The organism is Micromonospora sp. NPDC005161 (genome assembly GCF_053599855.1).
On sequence record NZ_JBSFYQ010000042.1, the window covers coordinates 25,450 to 45,120 of the forward strand.

At 74.2% G+C, this 19,671-nt stretch carries 18 protein-coding genes; 5 read left to right on the plus strand and 13 right to left on the minus strand.

Going from position 1 to position 19,671, the window contains the following annotated elements:
• Positions 1 to 22: 22 nt before the first annotated feature.
• The 4 genes from ACWD5O_RS29920 to ACWD5O_RS29935 form a co-directional block, all read right to left on the minus strand.
• Positions 23 to 487 carry a DUF948 domain-containing protein gene (locus tag ACWD5O_RS29920; RefSeq protein ID WP_450087357.1) on the minus strand — a complete coding sequence of 155 codons (465 nt, stop codon included), beginning with the start codon at positions 485 to 487 and terminating at the stop codon, positions 23 to 25.
• A gap of 153 nt (positions 488 to 640) precedes the next feature.
• Entirely contained in the window at positions 641 to 1,315 is a 675-nt protein-coding gene (locus tag ACWD5O_RS29925) for a hypothetical protein (protein ID WP_387325896.1), read from the minus strand.
• A gap of 2,255 nt (positions 1,316 to 3,570) precedes the next feature.
• The gene (locus tag ACWD5O_RS29930; protein ID WP_450087358.1) at positions 3,571 to 5,097 is read right to left on the minus strand and encodes a replication-associated recombination protein A; all 1,527 of its coding nucleotides are present in this window, start codon (positions 5,095 to 5,097) and stop codon (positions 3,571 to 3,573) included.
• A 75-nt stretch (positions 5,098 to 5,172) separates the two neighbouring features.
• The gene (locus ACWD5O_RS29935; RefSeq protein ID WP_089016611.1) at positions 5,173 to 5,385 is read right to left on the minus strand and encodes a hypothetical protein; all 213 of its coding nucleotides are present in this window, start codon (positions 5,383 to 5,385) and stop codon (positions 5,173 to 5,175) included.
• 139 nt (positions 5,386 to 5,524) lie between these two features.
• Here ACWD5O_RS29935 and ACWD5O_RS29940 point away from each other — a divergent pair, with 139 nt between their 5' ends.
• A complete protein-coding gene (locus ACWD5O_RS29940) occupies positions 5,525 to 6,265 on the plus strand; it encodes a GNAT family N-acetyltransferase (protein WP_450087359.1) in 741 nt (246 codons plus the stop codon).
• 12 nt (positions 6,266 to 6,277) lie between these two features.
• On the opposite strand, the gene ACWD5O_RS29945 is transcribed toward ACWD5O_RS29940, so the two are convergent.
• The 4 genes from ACWD5O_RS29945 to aspS form a co-directional block, all read right to left on the minus strand.
• A complete protein-coding gene (locus tag ACWD5O_RS29945; protein WP_450087360.1) occupies positions 6,278 to 7,576 on the minus strand; it encodes an MFS transporter in 1,299 nt (432 codons plus the stop codon).
• Complete coding sequence (locus ACWD5O_RS29950; protein ID WP_450087361.1) at positions 7,573 to 8,181, minus strand: ArsR/SmtB family transcription factor; 609 nt, start codon at positions 8,179 to 8,181, stop codon at positions 7,573 to 7,575. The genes ACWD5O_RS29945 and ACWD5O_RS29950 overlap by 4 nt, the downstream gene beginning before the upstream one ends.
• Before the next feature lie 75 nt (positions 8,182 to 8,256).
• Entirely contained in the window at positions 8,257 to 9,069 is an 813-nt protein-coding gene (locus tag ACWD5O_RS29955) for a sugar nucleotide-binding protein (protein WP_450087362.1), read from the minus strand.
• A gap of 101 nt (positions 9,070 to 9,170) precedes the next feature.
• A complete protein-coding gene (gene aspS / locus ACWD5O_RS29960) occupies positions 9,171 to 10,976 on the minus strand; it encodes an aspartate--tRNA ligase (RefSeq protein ID WP_450087363.1) in 1,806 nt (601 codons plus the stop codon).
• 153 nt (positions 10,977 to 11,129) lie between these two features.
• On the opposite strand from aspS, the gene ACWD5O_RS29965 reads away from it, so the two are divergent.
• Positions 11,130 to 11,849 carry a DUF998 domain-containing protein gene (locus ACWD5O_RS29965; RefSeq protein WP_450087364.1) on the plus strand — a complete coding sequence of 240 codons (720 nt, stop codon included), beginning with the start codon at positions 11,130 to 11,132 and terminating at the stop codon, positions 11,847 to 11,849.
• 63 nt (positions 11,850 to 11,912) lie between these two features.
• Here ACWD5O_RS29965 and ACWD5O_RS29970 read toward each other — a convergent pair whose 3' ends face one another.
• On the minus strand, positions 11,913 to 12,959 hold the full coding sequence (locus tag ACWD5O_RS29970; protein ID WP_450087365.1) for a S1 family peptidase: 1,047 nt from the start codon (positions 12,957 to 12,959) through the stop codon (positions 11,913 to 11,915).
• A 298-nt stretch (positions 12,960 to 13,257) separates the two neighbouring features.
• Positions 13,258 to 13,734 (minus strand): winged helix-turn-helix transcriptional regulator, encoded by a 477-nt coding sequence (locus ACWD5O_RS29975; RefSeq protein WP_354964211.1) that lies wholly within the window; start codon positions 13,732 to 13,734, stop codon positions 13,258 to 13,260.
• A 55-nt stretch (positions 13,735 to 13,789) separates the two neighbouring features.
• Between ACWD5O_RS29975 and ACWD5O_RS29980 the strand changes: the two genes are divergently transcribed.
• A complete protein-coding gene (locus ACWD5O_RS29980; RefSeq protein ID WP_450087366.1) occupies positions 13,790 to 14,305 on the plus strand; it encodes a PaaI family thioesterase in 516 nt (171 codons plus the stop codon).
• 118 nt (positions 14,306 to 14,423) lie between these two features.
• Here the strand turns inward: ACWD5O_RS29980 and ACWD5O_RS29985 are convergent, their stop codons facing one another.
• The 3 genes from ACWD5O_RS29985 to ACWD5O_RS29995 form a co-directional block, all read right to left on the minus strand.
• Entirely contained in the window at positions 14,424 to 15,365 is a 942-nt protein-coding gene (locus ACWD5O_RS29985; RefSeq protein ID WP_450087367.1) for an acyl-ACP desaturase, read from the minus strand.
• A gap of 70 nt (positions 15,366 to 15,435) precedes the next feature.
• Positions 15,436 to 16,764 carry a histidine--tRNA ligase gene (hisS, locus tag ACWD5O_RS29990; protein WP_450087368.1) on the minus strand — a complete coding sequence of 443 codons (1,329 nt, stop codon included), beginning with the start codon at positions 16,762 to 16,764 and terminating at the stop codon, positions 15,436 to 15,438.
• A 70-nt stretch (positions 16,765 to 16,834) separates the two neighbouring features.
• A complete protein-coding gene (locus ACWD5O_RS29995) occupies positions 16,835 to 17,554 on the minus strand; it encodes an MBL fold metallo-hydrolase (RefSeq protein WP_450087369.1) in 720 nt (239 codons plus the stop codon).
• Between the two features lie 266 nt (positions 17,555 to 17,820).
• On the opposite strand from ACWD5O_RS29995, the gene ACWD5O_RS30000 reads away from it, so the two are divergent.
• On the plus strand, positions 17,821 to 18,705 hold the full coding sequence (locus ACWD5O_RS30000; RefSeq protein ID WP_450087370.1) for a peptidylprolyl isomerase: 885 nt from the start codon (positions 17,821 to 17,823) through the stop codon (positions 18,703 to 18,705).
• A 60-nt stretch (positions 18,706 to 18,765) separates the two neighbouring features.
• Complete coding sequence (locus ACWD5O_RS30005; RefSeq protein WP_450087371.1) at positions 18,766 to 19,605, plus strand: peptidylprolyl isomerase; 840 nt, start codon at positions 18,766 to 18,768, stop codon at positions 19,603 to 19,605.
• Positions 19,606 to 19,671 lie beyond the last annotated feature (66 nt).

Here is a 19,671-nt window from a genome sequence, read left to right on the forward strand (position 1 = left end):
TACCTCCTGGTGGACCGGCCGGTCAGTGGTTGCCGCGCCGGGCGGCCCGCCGCTGCTGCTTGATGGTGTCGCGCACCTCGCGCTCGGTCTCGGCGTGACGGCGGCTGGCGGCGGCACGGCGCACGCCGTAGCCGAACGCGGCCACCTTGACCAGCGGGTTCGCGGCCGCGGCGGAGACCACGGTGACCAGGTTGGCGACGTTCGCGGTGACGTTCTGCGCGTGGCTGGTCATCGTGTCGACCTTCGCCAGCTGGAGGTTCACGCCGTCGAGCGAGGTCTGCACCTGCTCCAGGGCGGTGTTGACGTTCTTCACCGTGGTGTTCACGTCACCGAGCAGCGGCGCGGTCCGATCGTTGAGGTCGTTGATCATCCGGGTGGTGGCGTCCACCGTGTGCCGCAGCCGCAGGATGGGCAGCGTCAGGATGAGCACCAGCACCGCGAACGCGCACGCCGCGACCAGCGCCGCAACCTCACCAATGTCGCCCACGCCTGTCCTCCTCAAGCAGAGTTCCTCAGGACCCGACGCCCCCGGACACACAACCGTGGTACCCGTATCGGGCCCGCCGAGCCGTCACCGGTCAGCGGCAGCGGGGCTCGGGCCCGCCAGCCCCAGACCCTACCGTCCGTGATGGAGACCCGCTCACGACGGTGAGGGCGTCAACTCACCCAGCGGGTCCGCGCTGACGGTCGGGAACGGATCCTCTCCGGTCAGTGACGGATCGGTGCTCGGCTGGGGCCTGGTCCGCTCGTCGTCGATCGCGTTGCGTACCTTCACCGACACCAACGAGCCGGCGCACTCCGCCGCAGCGGCCGACGGCTCGGGAGACGGCACGACCGCCGGTTTGTTGTCGACCGGCGGCGGCACGCAGGTCGGCTCGCGTACCCACAGGTCGAGGGTCAGCTCGTCACGACGCCAGCAGGTGTAGCTGCCCTTCGTCTCCGGCTCCGGGCAGCGGGCCACCTTCCACGGTTGCCAGCCGTCCTGGCGCAGCGCGCTCTCGTAGACCCGCGCCGTCTCCTCCGGCGACTTCTCCGAGGTGACGGTGCGCTCGCGCAGCCGGCAGTCGAGCAGGCACCAGCGGCTGCCACTGACGTCGTCGACCGTCTTCGCGGCGGCCCAGCCCGGCACGTTCAGCTGGTCCAGGTTGTCGAAGACCGGGTCACGGCTCAGCGTACGGATGCCGAAGAAGAGCGGCACCGCGCCGAGCAGCACGATGCTGACCAGCGCCAGCACCGCCGCCCGCAGGCGGCGACGCTCGCGCGACTGCCGGCGCGCCTCGGACCGGCCACCCGGGGCGGCGTCGTCGTCGGACACGTCCCGGCCGGGCGCGCGCAGCGCGGGCCCGGCGGTCGGCTCGGGCGCCGGCCGGTCCACCGCGCCAGCCGGCGGGGGCACCACGGCGGCGGCCCGGGCCACGCCGACGGGCTCGCCCGCGCGGCCGGGTGGCGGCACCGGAGCGACGCCGGTCGGTTCGGGGCGGCCGAGCTCCCGGTGCGGCGGCAGCGCACGGCCGGCGGCGCGGTCCGCCGGCGCGGGCCGAACGGGCGCACCGGCGCGGGCCACCCCGGGTACGGCGGGACCGCTGCCGGGCTCGCCGCCCGCTCGCTCGTCGCCACCGGGCGGCTGTGCGGCGCCGGGCGGGCGGACAGCGGCGCGGGCCGGGCCGTCGGGGCGCGGCCGGGTCGGGCCGTCCGGGCCGGCGCCCGGTGCAACGGCGGCACGGGCCGGGCCGTCCGGGCGGGCGGCGCCCCGGGCGGCAGGCTCGACGCCGGGGGCGGTCCGGGGCGGTCCGTCGGGGCCACGCCGGCCGGCGCCCGAGACCGGCGCGTCGCCGGGGGCGGGTCGGGCCCGGCCCGGCGGGGTGGAGCGGGCGGCGCCCCGGGGCGGTGCGCCCGGACCGGCGGGAGCGCCACCAGGTGCCGGCCGCCCGCCGCCGGCGGGACCGGCGTACGGGTCGTCGCCGCGGTTGCCCGCCGCGCCGGGTCGCCCCGGGCCGGCGGGCACGTCGTTGCCGGGCTCCGCCGACGGGCGGCGGCGTCGACCGTTGGGGTCCGGGGTGTTCGCCGGAGCGCCCCGACGGCCGGCGGGCCGCTCGCCAGCGGCTGGTGGATAGGTCGGGCCCCCGCTCGGCTGCTCACCGATGGAATCGGGCGTGCCCGGCCGGGCGGCACGGCGACCGGTGGGGGCATTCGCGCCCGGGTCGGGCGGCGGACCGGCGGGCCGGCGGCCGGCGCGCGGCGCGGCCGAGTCCGGCACGGCGAGCGGGCCGGGTGAACCGCCGGTGACATCCGGACCCGCGGGCGGCGCCGGACGGCGTTCCGCGGCGGGCGGGGTGCCGCCTCGCCGGTTGACCACCGGAAGGGCGGGGTCGGTGTGCGGCAGGCGGCCGGCCTGACGCAGCCAGTCGGCTGGCCGCTCCGGGCGCTCCGCCCGGGGCTCGCCGCCGGTCGGCGCGCGTCGGCCCTGCTCGTCCGGGACGGCCCGGCGCCGCCCGGTGCCGTCCGGACCGACGGTGGGCGTGCCGCCGGTGTGACCGGTGGACGCGTCGGGCAGTGCCGGCGCGTTGCCCGAACGGGGCACCACCGGCGCGGCGGGCTCGGCGGCGCGACGGCGACCGCCGGCGGCCGGGCGGGTGGGCGCCGCGGGCCCGCGGCCGGACGGCTCCGGTGCGCCTGGGTCGACCGGGCCGGGGCGACGCCGGGCGGTGCGCGGGTCACGGTCGACGGCGGGATCGGGTCGCAGGCCATCGGGGACCGGCGGCGTTGCGCCGGCCGGTGTGGCGCCGGGCCGGGCCGGGCCGGCCGCGGCGGCAGCCCGGGCCGGATCGGGCGCAGGGCCGGCCGCGCGCCGGCCGGCAGGGCCGCCGTCGGTGGGCAGCGGACGGCCCGGTTCGGTCGGCTCCGGGGCCGGTCGGCGGCCCTGTGGCGCGGCGTCCGGGCGGCGCGGTGGCGGCATCGCGTCCGCCCGGCCGGCCGGCGCGGCGGCGGCCGGCCTACGGCCGGTCTGGGGGACGCCCGAGGTCGGTGGGCCGGCGGGTGCGCCGGGCGGGACGGCCGACGGACGGGGCCGGGTCGGGCCGGCCGGCGCGCCGGACGTCGGTCGGGTCCCGGGTGGGCCCGCCGGGTCACCGCCGACCGGTCGGGCGACGGTGGGTGGAGCCGGCGGCGGCACGGCGGCACGGGGCCCGGTGCCGGGCACCGGCACCGCACCGCGGCGCGGCGGCTGACCGGGGACGGCGGCGCCGGCAGCGGACCGGGGTCGGTCGGTGGCGGGCCGCTCGTCCGGCCGGCGGCCCGGCTGCGGCGGCGCCTCGCCCGGCCACGGTCCGTCCGGCGGCGGCACCGGCGCGCCCCCGCGCGGGCCGGCGGGCTCGGCCGGGGCACCGTCGGGGCCCAGCTCGCCGCGCTGCTGCTTGGCCGAGCGCAGGTCGTCGATCCAGCCGAACTCCTCACCGGGTGCCGGTGCCTCCGGCTCGGCCTCGGCCCGGCCTCGACCCCAGCGGCGCCCCTTGGCGCGGGAATCGCGCCGCTCGTCCGGGCCCTCGTCCGGGCGGTCCGCACCACGCGACTTCACTGTTGACCCTCTCCTGCGGCGTTCGTGCCGCTGTCCTGCATCGCGCCGGGACCAGGCGTGCCCGTCGCGGGACGACCGTTCTCGTCGGCAAGCGCCGGCGCGGTCTGCGCCGTTACGGACGATCCGACCGGCGGGGCCGCCGGAGCCGGCAGCCCGCGCACGATCCGGCGCAGCAACGGCAGCCGGGTGGCCACCGACCGCTCCGCCCCGTGTGGGCTGGGCCGGTAGTAGTCGGTGCCCACCAGGTCGTCCGGGACGTACTGCTGGGTGAGCACGCCGCGCTGGTCGTCGTGCGGGTAGCGGTAGCCGGTGCCGTGGCCCAGCCCCCGGGCGCCGGCGTAGTGCGCGTCGCGCAGCCCGCGCGGCACCGGCCCGCCCTTGCCGGCCCGAACGTCGGCGATGGCGGCGCCGATGGCGGTGGTCGCCGAGTTCGACTTGGGCGCGGTCGCCAGGTGGATCACCGCCTGGGCCAGGTTGAGCTGCGCTTCCGGCAGACCGACGTACTCGACGGCGTGCGCGGCGGCGGTGGCCACGCTCAACGCGGCCGGGTCGGCCATGCCCACGTCCTCGCTGGCGAAGATGACCAGCCGGCGGGCGATGAACCGGGCGTCCTCCCCAGCGACCAGCATCCGGGCCAGCCAGTGCACCGCGGCGTCCACGTCCGAACCGCGCATGCTCTTGATGAACGCGCTGACCACGTCGTAGTGGGCGTCGCCGTCGCGGTCGTAGCGCACCGCCGCCACGTCGACCGCCTGCTCGGCGGTGGCGAGGTCGATCCGCCCGGCGCCGAGCGCCGTGGCGGAGGCCGCCGCCGCCTCCAGCGCGGTCAGCGCCTTGCGGACGTCACCGGCGGCGAGCCGGACCAGGTGGTCCTCGGCCTCGGCGGCGAGGGTGAGCACGCCGCCCAGGCCGCGCTCGTCGGCGACGGCACGGCGGAGCAGCCCTCGCACGGCGTCGTCGTTCAGCGGTTGCAGAGTGAGCAGCACACACCGCGACAGCAGTGGGGAGATGACGGAGAAGTACGGGTTCTCGGTGGTCGCGGCCAGCAGCGTGACCGTACGGTCCTCGACGGCGGCGAGCAGGGAATCCTGCTGGGTCTTGCTGAACCGGTGCACCTCGTCGATGAAGAGCACGGTCTGCGGGCCGCCCGAGCGGCGCTGGCGGCGGGCCGTCTCGATCACCGCCCGGACGTCCTTGACCCCGGCGGAGAGCGCCGACATGGCGACGAACCGGCGGTCGGTGGCCGCGGCCACCAGGTGCGCGATGGTCGTCTTGCCGCTGCCCGGCGGTCCCCAGAGGATCACCGACATCGGGGCGCCGCCGGAGACCAGCTGCCGCAGCGGCGCACCGGGGGCGAGCAGGTGGTCCTGCCCGACCAACTCGTCGAGGTTCGCCGGGCGCATCCGGACGGGCAGGGGCGAATCGTCCGCTACCGGAGTGAAGCCGTCGACACCGGCGGGACCGGCGGGCGCGCTGCGCGGCCCGGCGGGTGCACCGAGGGAGAAGAGAGCGTCGGACTCCATCACGAAGACAGTACCGGGCCGGGCCCGCGACGCCGGAATCGCGCCGCGAGCCGGGCAACCCGTGATCGGTTCCGGTCAGCCACGACCAGGGCGCCGACCCCGGTACCAGCGGCCGCCGCCACCGCCGCGCGGGCCGCTGCCCACGCCACCCAGGTAGAGCGCGAGCAGGAACAGCCCGAGGAGCACGAGAGTGTTCCAGTTGAACAGGTCAGGCGCCCCGAAGTTCGTGTCGAGCAGGTCGATCAGCAGGGCGAAGCCAAAGACGATGGCCGCGAGAATGGCGAGCATGTCGGTCCTCCGGTGGGGGTTCCCAGTAGGTCGGCGCGTGATGTACCCAATCGGTCGACCCGTCAATCTCCACCGTGGATCCGGGCAGTCACCCCGACCCGGCGCGGTCCTCCGTTCCCCGGCTCCTAGGCTGGACGCCATGATCATCGACGACCAGGTGCTCCACGACCGGGCCGACGTCCTGGCCGCCGCCGGCCACCACCCGTTCGCCCGGCACGCGCTCTGGCGCGACGCGCCGGCACGCGGCTACCGGCGCGACGGCGCGGTGCTCTGGTTGTTGCCGCCCGAGCGCGGTCCCGGCGCGGACGCGATCGGTCCCGCCGGACCGGTGCTCGACATGGTCGTCGCGCTGGTCGCCGACGGGGTGCTGCGGCCGGAGCACCGGATGCACCTGCCCCGGCTCGATCCCGACCTGGTGGCCGGCCGGCTGGCGGTGGCCGAGCACGTCGACTGGGACTTCCACTGGACCGTCGTGGCGCCGCCGACGCAGCCGGGTGAGCAGCGGGTCGTCCGGCTCACCGAGGCCGACCATCCGGCGCTCGACGCGCTGATCGACGAGGCGTTCCCGAACACCACCTCCCGGCCGGGTGATCCACGGGTGGTCGACTGGTACGGCATCCGGGCCGGTGGTCGGCTCGTGGCGTGCGGCGCGGACCGCAGCCGGGGTGACATCGGTTTTCTGGCCGGCCTGACCGTGGCTCCCGACCAGCGGGGACGCGGGTGGGGCGCGGCGCTGACCGCCGCGATGACCCGCGCGCTGCTGGCCCGCCACGACACCGTCGGGCTCGGCGTCTACCCCGACAACGTCGGGGCGGTACGCCTCTACCGGCGGCTCGGCTTCACCAACACCCACCACCTCACCTCGATCCGCCTTGCCTGAGCGCGCCCCTGCCTAACGGCTGGCGTGCTGCTCGGCGGGTACGGGAGCCAGGGGCGGGTCGGTCGGGTCCGCGGCGATCCGGCGGCCGGCCCGCCAGGCGGGCAGGTAGAGCGGTGCGGCGACGGCCAGCACCACCCCGCCGACCACCATGGCGGTGCCCACACTGGTCGCGGCGGCGAGCGCGGTCAGCACCACCCCGCCGAGCGCGCCGGCCGGCTGCGCCATCATCGAGTTCAGCGAGAGCACGCTGGTCCGGTACGGGCCGTCGACCTGACGGTGCAGCAGTCCGCTGTGCAGCGGGTTCGACGCGCCGTGCACGGTGTAGCAGGCCAGGTAGGCCAGGAGCACCCCGACGGGTCCGGCGAACAGGCCCATCCCGACCACCGTGATGCCCTGCAGGATGCGCAGCAGGGCCGCGCCCGGCGCGGCGCCGAGCCAGCGCAGCAGCAGCGGTGTCAGCGCCGCGCCGGCCGCCGAGGCGAGCCAGGCGGCCGAGTTGGCCGGCCCGAGCAGCGCGGCGGCACGTTCGGGATCGCCGACCACCTCGGCGAGCCGGACCGGGAGCAGCGACTCGAAGGTGACCATGCCGAAGCCCCAGAACAGCTCCACCGCGACCAGGGCCAGCAGCACCCGGGACCGGCGCAGCAGCCCGACCGCCTCGCCGATCATCCGGGGCGCCTGGACGACCGAGGCCCGCAGTGCCGCCGCTCCGGTGGCCGGGCGCTGCTCCACCAGCAGGACGAGCAGGGCGACAAGCGCCGCCGCCTGGGCGAGGATGGCGACCAGCACGGGCAGGGTGAGCGCGCTGACCGGCCCGATCGGGCCGAGTGCGACCAGGCCGCCGCTGAGCAGCGCGCCGGCGCCGATGGACAGCCCGGCGACGGTGCCGGCGTGGCCGAGCCCGCGCTCGTACTCCGCCTCGGGGTCGGCGGCCACGGTGGCGTCGACGTACCAGGACTCCAACGGGCCGCTGTCCAGCGCCCGGTAGATCCCCTGCAACGCCCAGACCGCGAAGAACAGCACGAACGAGTTCGCCACCGCGAACAGGGACAGCGAGACGAGGTTGAGCGCTCCGGCGGCGAGCAGCACCGGTCGGCGGCCGAGGGCGTCGGCGAGCCCGCCGGTCGGCAGCTCCAGCGCCAGCACCAGCAGGCCCTGCGCGGTGCCGACCAGGCCGATCTGTGGCAGCGACAGGCCGCGCTCCTGCATCAGCAGGATCATCACCGGGATCATCAGACCGGTGGGCAGCCAGCGCAGGCCGTAGAGCGTGAGGTAGCGACGCCGGACCTGGCGTACGGTCAGCGCGCTCACCGGAGGCCCTCGCGCAACGGGTAGGCGGCCAGGAAGACCTGCACCGGGCGGGCCTGCGGGTCGGCGGCGTCGACGGGGTCGGCCTCGCGGTGGTACCGCTCCAGCACCTGCCACACCTCCGCCTGGAGCTCCTTGAGCCGGTCCGGCGGGATGGTCATGAAGATGTCGCCCATGCCGATGGCGTCCCGCCAGGCGACGGACCACTCGTGCTGGGTGGTGAACCAGCGTTCGGCGGTCTCGGCGAGGAGGCGTACCTGGTCGCCCTGGATCCACTCGATCGCGGCCCGGGCGTCGGGGTCGTCGTCGAAGTCGGTCGGCTCCCAGTTGGTGACGTCGTGCGCCGCCTGCCACCAGCGCTGCCGTCCGCTGCCCCGGTCGGGATCCTCGGTGACCAGGCCGACCTCGGCGAGTTGGCGCAGGTGGTAGCTGGTCGCGCCGGTGTTGGTGCCGAGCAGTTCCGCCAGGGTGGTGGCGGTGGCGGGCCCGTTCACCCGCAGGGCCCCGAGGAGCCGCATCCGCAGCGGGTGCGCCAGCACCCGGACCTGCCGTTTGTCGATCCGTACCTCGCGTGGCGCCGGCCGGGGCGCCTCTTCGTCATCCGCCATGACTGCACACTATCTCTGCACACTTCCTATGCACAAGAGTTGTGCATAGGAAGTGTGCATTCGTGGGGCGGCGGCTCAGCGGGCCAGGAACTCGCGCACCCCGCGCAGCCGGGTACGCAGCAGACCGGCGGCACGGGCGCAGTCCAGGCGGACGTCGCCAGGCCCGGCCAACCCTGCGGCGGCGCTGGTGGTGGTCTTCAGCCCGGCCGAGTCGAGATCGAACCGCTCGGCGACCAGCAGACCCAGCTCGGCCCGGCTGACCGCGTCCGCGCCGGCCACGTTCAGCGGCCCGGCGTACGTGCCGTCGACCAGCTCCAGCACGGCGTCGGCCAGGTCGGTGACGTCGACCGGGCAGCGGATCATGTCGGTGAACAGGGTGACCCGCCCGGCGAGCGCCTCCCGGCAGAGCTCGATCTGCTTGCTGCCCTCGCCCAGGATCAGCGAGGTACGCACCAGCGCCGCACCGGGATCGATCGCCCGCACGGCGGTCTCGGCCGCCGCCTTCGCGGCCCCGTACGCGTTGACCGGGCTCGGCGGCTCGTCGTCGCCGTACGGCTCGGCCCGGCCGCCGTGCAACGCGTCGCTGGACATGTGCACCAGCCGGGCGCCCACCTCCGCCGCGGCGACCGCCACGTGCGCAGCCCCGTCGGCGGTGACCGTCCAGTCGTCGTACCGGTAGGGGGTGGAGACCACCGCGTCCGGGCGCACCTCGGCCACCAGCGCGCGCACGGCGGCCCGGTCGGTCACATCCAGCCGGCGGACCGTGACGCCCGGCGTGGTGATGTCGCCGGAGTGGCATGTGCCCACCACCGACCATCCGGCGCCCGAAGCCCGCCGGCACACCTCCCCGCCCAGAAACCCACTGGCCCCCACCACGAGCACCCGCATGCCACCACTCCCCTGTCGACGATCAAGAGGTTTGCGTCATCCCGACCGAGCGATGATGACGCAAACCTCTTGATCAACCAAGCAGATGCAGGGTGGGTCGGTCAGACCGGGTCGGCGACCGGGGCGGCGGGACCGGCGGTGCCGGTGTGCGCGGTGGCCGGGGGCTTCGGCTTGGCGTCGATGCCGGCCTCGGTGCGCTGCTGGGCGGTGATCGGCGTCGGTGCGCCGGTCAGCGGGTCGAAGCCGCCACGGGTCTTCGGGAACGCGATCACCTCGCGGATCGAGTCCGCGCCGGCGAGCAGCATGCAGACCCGGTCCCAGCCGAACGCGATGCCGCCGTGCGGCGGGGCGCCGTACTTGAACGCCTCCAACAGGAAGCCGAACTTGTCCTGCGCCTCCTCGGGGGTGATGCCGAGCAGGTCGAAGACCCGCTTCTGCACGTCGCCCCGGTGGATACGGATCGACCCACCGCCGATCTCGTTGCCGTTGCAGACGATGTCGTACGCGTACGCCAGCGCCCGGTCCGGCGCCTCCTCGAACTTGTCCACCCACTCGGCGTTGGGCGAGGTGAACGGGTGGTGCACCGCCGTCCAGCCGCCCTCATCCGTGCGCTCGAACATCGGCGCGTCGACCACCCAGCAGAACGCCCAGGCGCTCTCGTCGATCAGCCCGGCCCGCTTGGCGATCTCGACCCGGGCGGCGCCGAGCAGCTCCTCCGCCTCCCTGGTGGTGGCGCTGGCGGCGAAGAAGACCGCGTCGCCCGGCTTGGCGCCGACCGTGTCGGCGAGCCCGGCGAGATGCTCGGCGGAGAGGTTCTTGGCCACCGGGCCGCGTGCCTCACCGGTCTCGGCGTCCAGCACCACGTACGCCAGGCCGCGCGCGCCACGCGCCTTCGCCCAGTCCTGCCAGCCGTCCAGCTCCTTGCGGCTCTGCGCCGCGCCACCCGGCATCACCACCGCGCCGACGTAGCCGCCCGCGTCGATCGCCCCGGCGAAGACCCGGAACTCGGTGCCGCGCAGGTAGTCCGTCAGCTCGGTCAGCTCGACGCCGTAGCGCAGGTCCGGCTTGTCCGAGCCGTAGCGGGACATCGCGTCGTGCCAGGTGATCCGCGGGATCGGCTGGCTGATCTCGTGCCCCGCCAGGTCCTTCCAGAGCGTCGAGACGATCGCCTCGCCGAGGTCGATCACGTCGTCCTCGGTGACGAAGGACATCTCGATGTCGAGCTGGGTGAACTCCGGCTGCCGGTCGGCGCGGAAGTCCTCGTCCCGGTAGCAGCGGGCGATCTGGTAGTACCGCTCCATGCCGCCGACCATCAGCAGCTGCTTGAACAGCTGCGGCGACTGCGGCAGCGCGTACCAGCTGCCCGGCTGGAGCCGGACCGGGACCAGGAAGTCGCGGGCGCCCTCGGGCGTCGACCGGGTCAGCGTCGGCGTCTCGATCTCCAGGAAGTCCCGCTCGTGCAGCACGCCCCGGGCGAGCTGACTGGCGCGCGAACGCAGCCGCAGCGCGCTCGCCGGGCCACTGCGGCGCAGGTCCAGGTAGCGGTACTTGAGCCGGATGTCGTCACCGGCCTCGATCTGGTCGTCCACCGGCAGCGGCAGCGGCGCCGCCTCGGAGAGCACCTCCAGCTCGACGGCGGTCACCTCGACCTCGCCGGTGGGCAGCTCCGGGTTCTCGTTGCCGGCCGGCCGGCGGGTCACCTCGCCGGTGACCTTCACGCAGAACTCGTTGCGCAGCGCGTGCGCGTCCTCCTCGCGGAACACCACCTGGACCACGCCGGAGCCGTCGCGCAGGTCGACGAAGATGACGCCGCCGTGGTCGCGCCGGCGGGCCACCCACCCGGCGAGCGTCACCGTCGTGCCGGCGTCCGTCGCGCGCAAGCTTCCGGCGTTGTGGGTACGGATCACGGCTGGCAACTCCTCATCGTGGAACAGTCCTCACCGGCATTCTGTCAGGGGCGGCAGTCGTTGTTCCGGGGCACCCGGCAGGCCGGGTGATCTGTCGGTGGGCAGCGCGGCGAACCCCGGTTCGCGGGCCGCCGCGACGGTTAACGTGGCCAAGTGCGCGCCGTACCGAACTGGGCCGTCGCCACGGCCGCGGCCGCACCCGTGCTGCTGGTGACCGGTTGGACGGTGGCGCAGGCCCGGCAGCCCGCCGGGTACGACCCGATCCGGGACACCATCAGCGAGCTGGCGGGGCAGGACGCCACCGACGCCTGGATCATGATCACCTGTCTGGTGCTGCTCGGCTGCTGCTACCTGGCGGTGGCCGCCGTGCTGCACGCGGCCGGGCTGCCCAGCCGCTTCCTGCTCGCGATCGGTGGTGTGGCCACCATCGCGCTGGTCGCCTTTCCCCGGCCGCCGGTGGGCGGTTCGCTCAGCCACGGCGTCGCGGCGACGGTGGCCGTACTCGCCCTGGTGCTGTGGCCGGCCGGCACAGCGCTGCGGCTGCCGCGCGGCCCGAACGCCGCGCACCCGGAGGCTCCGCAGCCGCCGTGGGCGTTCCGCCGAACCGTGGGGTTGAGCGCCACGCTCGCGCTGCTCGCCCTCTTTGCCTGGAGCGCGTTCGAGGTGACCAGCGGATCCCGGACCGGGTTGGCCGAGCGGGTGACGGCGGTGGCCGTGTCGCTCTGGCCGTTGCTGGCGGTCATCTCGGCCCGGCAGGCGCATCTGGCGTGGGCCACCGCTGGTGCCACATCCGTCGGTCCGGCCCTGCCGGCGGCTGGTGTCGTACCCCCGGATCCCCTGCCACCAGCGGACAGGCCCGATCGGCTCGCGTGAGGCGGGCCCCACACGCGGCGCGGGCCGCCGGAGGACTCCGGCGGCCCGCGGGCGGTGGATCGATCAGAAGACGCTGACGCCGTAGCGGCTCAGCGCCTCGGTGACCGGCTGGAAGTAGGTGGTGCCGCCGGTGCGGCAGTTGCCGCTACCGCCGGAGGTCATGCCCAGGGCGGTGCCGCCGCTGAACAGCGAGCCGCCGCTGTCGCCCGGCTCGGCGCAGACGTTGGTGCGGATCAGGCCGGAGACCGAGCCCTCGGCGTAGTTCACCGTGGCGTTGGTCGCGTTCACCGAGCCGGAACGCAGGCCGGTGGTGCTGCCGGAGCGCTGCACCGACTGGCCGACGGAGGCGTTGCCGGCGCCGGTAATGTCCCGGTAGCTGCCGTTGTAGAGGTAGACGTTACCGGCGGCGTTGGCGGAGTTGCTGTGCCGCACGATGCCGTAGTCGTTGCCCGGGAAGCTGGTGCCGGTACGGGTGCCGATCAGCGAGGTCTGCCCGGAGTTCGAGTACCAGCTCGCCGAGATGTTGGTGCAGTGCCCGGCGGTCAGGAAGTAGTAGGTGCTGCCGCTGCGCACGTTGAAGCCGAGCGAGCAGCGCCCGCCACCGCCGGCGTAGATGGCCTGGCCGCCGGAGATGCGGGTGCTCAGCACGCCCGCCTCGGCCTCGACCCGGACCGCGCCGTTGGCCCGCGCGGCGGCGGCCTTGACCCGCTCCAGCTTGGCACCGGTGACGGTGCTGTCCACGGAGACGACGACCTGGTTGGTGACCGGGTCGCTCCACCACGCGGTGCCCGGGATCTTGGCGGAGCGCTCCAGGTCCGCGGTGGCCCGGTTGAGCTCGGCGGCGCCACGGGTGACGTACCGGACGGTGGCGCCGGCGTTGCTCGCCTTGCGGGCGGCGGCCGCGTCGGTCACGGTGACGACGGACTTGCCGCTGGCGTCGATGTACGAGCCGGCGGAGCTGTCGCCGAGCTGTGCGGAGAGGGCGGCGGCGGCATCGGGCGAGGCGGCGGGGGCGGCCTGGGCGGGCGCGCCGATGAGCGAGCCGGCAACCAGGGCTCCGGCCACGGCGGCGGTGGCCGCAACACGGAGTGATGACCTCGTGGTTCGCATGTAACAAACCTCCTGGGCGGGGGAACGGGTCTCGCCGGGGTGGCGAACCCGCGGGGGCCACCCGGCCGATCTGGGAAAACCGGCCAAGTGAACTGAAGTATTCACATGCATAAGATCATTGGCAAGACCTGTTTCACCCGGATTCGCCGATCCGCGCCGGCCACATGGCCGCAACACCTCGGACACGCTCGCGGACGCCCACCGTCACACCGAACACCGCCGGATCCCCTCCGGACACCACCTGCCGTCGGACGCCGCACTGCGGCAACGGACGGCGGGCGGCGGGCGACGGTCCGCGTCAGGGGGTACGGCGACGGGCGCCGGGGCCCGGCCGGGGCACGACGTCGCGGTGCCGGCTCACCTCGTGCCCGTCCGCGCAGCGCAGCTCGACGCGCACCTCCGCGCCGCAGTCCCGGTGACCCACGCTGATCGGTGAGCCCTCCGGGTCGGCGAGGTGGCGGTCGCCCCACCCGAGCACGGCGACCAGCACCGGCCACAGGTCCAGGCCCTTCTCCGTCAGCCGGTACTCGTGGCGTAGCCGGCTGCCCGGCTCGCGGTACGGCTCGCGGCGCAGCACGCCCTGCTCCACCAGGGCGGCCAGCCGGTTGGTCAGCACCTGGCGTGGGATCCCGGTGCGCACCCGCATGTCGTCGAAGCGGCGTACGCCGTTGAACACCTCGCGGAGCACCACGAGGGTCCACCGCTCACCGAGGATCTCCATCGCGCGGGCGATGGTGCAGTTCTCCACCGACCAGTCCAGTGCCGCGGGTTTCATCCGACCAGGCTAAGTCTGATTGACAGACTCAGCAACGTGCTGCGAGGCTGCGTCCATGACACAGACGCAGGAGCCGACGCGCAGCCGTACCTTCACCTGGTCGGACCCGGCGGCCAACGCGGCGCAGGTCGGTCGACGCGCCGGCCTCGACCTGCTCCGGGCGATGATCGCCGGGGAGCTGGCCGCGCCGCCGGTGATGCACCTGATCGACATGGCGCGGATGGAGGCCGACGAGGGCCGGGTCACGGTCGAACTGGTCCCGCAGGAGTTCCACTACAACCCGCTGGGCACCGTCCACGGTGGCGTCATCTCCACCCTGCTGGACACCGCCGCCGGCTGCGCCGTGCACACCACGTTGCCCGCCGGCGTCGGCTACACCTCGCTGGACCTCAACGTGAAGTTCCTCCGCCCGGTCACCGTCGACAGCGGAATCCTGCGCTGCGAGGGCACCGTGCTCCAGCGGGGCCGCCGCACGTCCCTGGCCGAGGCCCGCCTCACCGACGCCAACTCCCGCCTGATAGCCCATGCCACCAGCACCTGCCTGCTCCTCCCCCTCGACCCCCCAGCCTGACCCCCGCCCGCACCCAGGTCGATCATGAGGTTGACGGGCGATCCGACGATCGGACAACCCACCAACCCCATGATCAGCAAGGGTCAGCGTGGGGTGGGGCGGCCGGGTGGGTGGGGGTTCAGCGGGTGGCCAGGCGGGCGGCTCGGGCGTCGCGCTTGTCCTCGAAGCGGCTCGCGGCGCGGTCCAGGGCTTCGAGCTGCGTGGCGAGCTGCTCGCGGGCGGCCTCGCCGTCGGCGTTCAGGCCGGTCACGTTGAACACGTCCCACTGGCGCAGCACCGGCAGCAGCACCTCGTCGCGGTGCTGGCGCAGGTCGTAGATGCCGGCCAGGGCGATCGCCACCGACTTGCGGGCGAACCCCTCGATGCCGTTGCCCGGCATCTGGAAGTCGGCCACCACGTCGGCGACGGCCCGCATGGCCTGGCTCGGGGCCAGCTCGAGGGCGGCGGCGAGCAGGTTGCGGTAGAAGACCATGTGCAGGTTCTCGTCGGCGGCCACCCGGGCCAGCAGCGCCTCACAGGCGGGGTCGCCGGTGGCCTTGCCGGTGTTGCGGTGCGAGATCCGGGTGGCCAGCTCCTGGAACGAGACGTACGCCAGCGAGTGCAGCACCTCGTCACCGTGCACGTTCTCGTAGCCCTCGGACATGTGCGTCATCCGGGCCCGCTCCAGCGCCACCGGGTCGACCGCCCTGGTGACCGTCAGGTAGTCGCGGATCGCCGTGCCGTGCCGGCCCTCCTCCGCGGTCCACCGGTGCACCCAGGTGCCCCACGCGCCGTCCCGACCGAACAGGGTGGCGATCTCGTGGTGGTACGAGGGCAGGTTGTCCTCGGTCAGCAGGTTGACGATCAGCGCCGTGCGGGCCACGTCGGGGATGGTGGAGTCGGTCGGCGACCACGCCTCGCCGCCGAGCGGCCCGTCGAAGGTACGACCCTCGCTCCACGGCACGTACTCGTGCGGGAACCACTCCTTGGCCAGCGAGAGGTGGCGGTCCAGGTTGCGCGCGACAACCGGCTCCAACTCGACGAGCAGTGCGGTCTGACTCAGCGTGGTGCTCACGGTCACAAGAAACTCCCTACGGTGGCGTAACTTACGCTACCGTAGGTCCCCGCGGCCGTACGCGCCAGTGGGACGCTCAGCCAACCGCCGGTTTCACGTCCTCCCGGGGCGGCATCCACTCCCCCGCACCGGCCGTGACCTGCTCACCGGAACGGATGTCCTTCACCTCGTCCGGCGCACCGTCGACACCCGGGAACCAGACGTACGGGATGCCGCGCCGCTCCGCGTAGCGGATCTGCTTGCCGAACTTCGCCGCGCTCGGCGACACCTCGGTCGGCACCCCGCGCCGCCGCAGCGCCTCGGCCACCCGGTTGCTGGCCGAACGCCGCTCCTCGCTGGTCACCGCGACCAGCACGGCCGTCGGCACCTCGCGGGAGATCGACAGCTCCCCCGCGCCGAAGAGCAGCCCGAGCAGCCGGGTCACGCCGATCGAGATCCCCACACCGGGGTACGAGGTGGCGCCGGCGCTGGCCAGGTTGTCGTACCGGCCGCCGGAGCAGATCGAGCCGAAACGCTCGTAGCCGCGCAGCTGCGTCTCGTAGACCGTGCCGGTGTAGTAGTCCAGGCCACGGGCGATGCGCAGGTCGGCCACGCAGAGGCCGGGCGAGTGCTCGGCGGCGGTCTCCACCACCCGCACCAGCTCCTCGATGCCCTCGGTCAGCAGCGGGTCGTCGACCCCCAGCGCGCGCACCGCGTCGGCGAACGACGCGTCCGGGGCGGAGATCTCGGCCAGCGCGAGGCACGCCTTGGCCTGCGCCTCGCTCGCCCCCGCGGTCTGGGCCAGCAGCTCGGCCACCTTCGCCGGGCCGATCTTGTCGAGCTTGTCCACCGCGCGCAGCGTCGCCTCCGGGTCGGTCAGCCCGATGCCCCGGTAGAAGCCCTCGCAGATCTTGCGGTTGTTGACCTGGATCGTCACCGGCGGGATCGGCAGCGCGCGCAGCGCGTCCCCGATCACCAGCGGCATCTCCGCCTCGTGGTGCGGGGCCAGAGTGTCCCGGTCGACGATGTCGATGTCGGCCTGGACGAACTCCCGGTAGCGCCCCTCCTGCGGCCGCTCGCCCCGCCACACCTTCTGGATCTGGTAGCGGCGGAACGGGAAGGCCAACTTGCCGGCGTTCTCCAGCACGTACCGGGCGAACGGCACGGTGAGGTCGAAGTGCAGGCCGAGCTGGTCGTCGCCGCCCGCGCCCTCAGCGTCGGCGTGCAGCCGCCGGATCACGTAGACCTCCTTCGAGGTCTCGCCCTTGCGCAGCAGCTGGTCCAGCGGCTCCACCGCGCGCGTCTCCAGCGGGGCGAAGCCGTACAGCTCGAACGTGGCCCGGATCTTGTCGAGCACGAACTGCTCGATCATCCGCTGGCCGGGGGTCCACTCCGGGAAGCCGGAGATGGGCGTGGGCTTGCTCATCGGAGTACTCCTTGCGGTCCCGCGTCTGGGCGCGGTGCTGTCGTGGGTCCGCGCACGGCGCGGAGGAGATCTAGAGGCCCCGGGTGGGCGCCGCCGGTCGGCCGCCGCCGACCTGCGCCACCTCGATGAGGTACGGGTTGCTGGCCCGCTCGCGGCCGATGGTCGTGCTGGGGCCGTGGCCGGGCAGCACGACCGTGTCGTCAGCCAGCGGAAGAATCTTGTCGCGCAGGCTGGTGAGCATCGCGGGCATGCTCCCGCCGGGCAGGTCGGTGCGGCCGATCGAGCCGGCGAAGAGCACGTCACCGGAGAGGCACAGCTCCTCGGCGTCCCAGCCCGAGCCCGCGCCGGGCAGCCGGAACAGCACCGACCCGCCGGTATGGCCCGGGGCGTGGTCGACGGCGATCTCCAGACCGGCCAGCGCGAGGGTGGCGCCGTCGGTCAGCTCCGCCACGTCCTCCGGCTCGGTGTAGCTCAGCCGGCCGCCGAAGAGCGAGGTCAGGTCGGTCGAGAGGCCCTTGGCCGGGTCGGCCAGCATCTCCCGGTCGCCGGGGTGCACGTACGCGGTGACGCCGCGGGCGCCGCAGACCGGCGCGACCGAGAAGGTGTGGTCCAGGTGGCCGTGGGTGAGCAGCACGGCGGCCGGGTGCAGGCGGTGCTCGGCGAGCAGAGCGTCGAGCTGGTCGAGCACCCCGATGCCGGGGTCGACCACCACGCACTGCTCCCCCGGCGCCGTGGCCACCACATAGCAGTTGGTGCCGAAGGCGTCCGCGGGAAAGCCGGCCACGAGCACGGGCGCTGTCCTTCCGTCGAGCTGTCGTCCTGCCCAGCAGCCTAACCGGCGGGGCGAGCCGGTTTGCCGCGTCCGTCCCACCCGCCCCGCCGGGCACAGTGACATCGCCCGATAAGGGCTGCTGGCGGACGGGTGGACCTCGTACACCACATTCCCAGTCGCTAGCCGTACACTCTGCCGGGCGTGTGGCGCGGCACACGTGACGCCCGGACGGGCCGGGACACCCGGCCGCCGGCGACGACCAGGTAGAGGAAAGGGGAGCACGGGTGGCTTCCAGCAGGGACCGGCAGCGCAAACTGGCGCGGGCCAAGCTCGACCGGCAGTTGGCCCGCCGGGCCGCCTCAGTGCGGCGCCGTCGGCAGATCCAGGCCGGCGTCGGCGCCTTCCTGGTCCTCGCGGTGATCGTGGCCGGCTCAGCGTGGGCACTGGGCGCGTTCGACTCCGACCCGAAGCAGAACACGGCCGCGGCGGACACCTGCCTCTGGACGCCGCAGGACGCCACGGCCAACACCAACCTCAAGGACGTCGGCACGCCGGCGACGAAGGACCTGCCCACCGACGGCACCCGGGCGATGACCGTGACCACCAACCAGGGCGCGCCGATCACCGCTGAGTTGAGTCTGACCAACTCACCGTGTGCCGCGGCGAGCATCGCCCACCTGGCGAGCCGGTCGTTCTACGACAACACCAAGTGCCACGAGATCACCGCCGACGGCGCGCTGCGCTGCGGCGACCCCAGCGGCACCGGCCTCGGCGGGCCCACCTACTCGTTCTACGACGAGGACGTGCCGACCGTGCCGTCGGCGTCGCCGTCGGCCACCCCGGCACCCGGCCAGCCGCCCACGTACCCGAAGGGGACCGTGGCGATGATCTCCAACCCGCCGGGCAGCAACGGCAGCCAGTTCCTGATTTTCTTCAAGGACTTCACCACCACCGACCCGAAGTACCCCGTGATCGGCCGGGTGACCGGCGGGCTGGACGTGGTGGAGAAGATCGGTGCCCTGCCGACCGTGGACAATGGGACGGGGGCCAAGGTCAAGCCCAAGACCGACGTGGTGATCCAGAGCCTCACCGTTGGTGAGCCGGTCACCGCCGCGGCACCGTCGCCGTCGGCCTCCGGAGCCCCGGCCAGCAGCCCGAGCGCCGGCTGACCGGTGGCCCCCACCCCACCCGAGCGGCACCCAGAAGCAGACAGCCAGGAGGATCCAGGCGTGACGTCCACCAGAGAGCGGCAGCGCGCGGCGGCACGCGCCCGGCTCGAGAAGGAGATGGCCGAGCGCGCGGCCAGGGCCCGCAAGCGTCGGCAGACGCAGGCGATCATCGGCGTTGCCGCCGCGCTGGTGCTCGTGGTCGCCGGCACCGTCTGGCTGGCCATGAGCCTCGGCGGCGACGACGACAAGACCGACACCACCGCCCAGGCGCCCGGCGCGTCCGAGTGCGCCTACAACGCGCTGCCCGCCGACCAGCGGAGCCCACAAGTCAAGGACGTCGGGCTGCCGAGCAACGAGCAGTCCGGCACCGGCGTGCAGACCATGACGATCACCACGAACCTCGGCCCGATCACCGCCAAGGTCGACCGGTCGCTGGTGCCCTGCACGGCGGGCAGCTTCACCCACCTCGCGGAGAAGAACTTCTTCGACAACAGCAAGTGCCACCGCCTGGTGACCGAGGGCATCAAGGTGCTGCAGTGCGGTGACCCGAGCGCCACCGGCAAGGGCTGGCGGGACACCGACGGCACGGGTGGCCCGACCTACCGGCTGCCCGAGGAGAACCTGCCCACCGACAAGCGCCCGCCGTACCCGGAGGGCGTCATCGCGATGGCCAACTCGGGCCAGCCGGGCAGCACCGGCAGCCAGTTCTTCATCGTCTACGGCGACTCGCCTCTGGACCCCGCGTACACGGTGCTGGGGACCATCACCGGTGGCCTGGACATCGTCAAGGACGTGGCCAAGGCCGGCGACGACGGGGCGTTCGCGCAGCAGGCCGGCGGTGGCCACCCGAAGAAGGAGGTCGTCATCAACGACCTCACGATGAGCGCGCCGCAGGGCTGACGCCCGAGGAGACGACGGAAGCGCCCGCCGGCTGAGCCGGCGGGCGCTTCCGTGTCCGGAGACTCG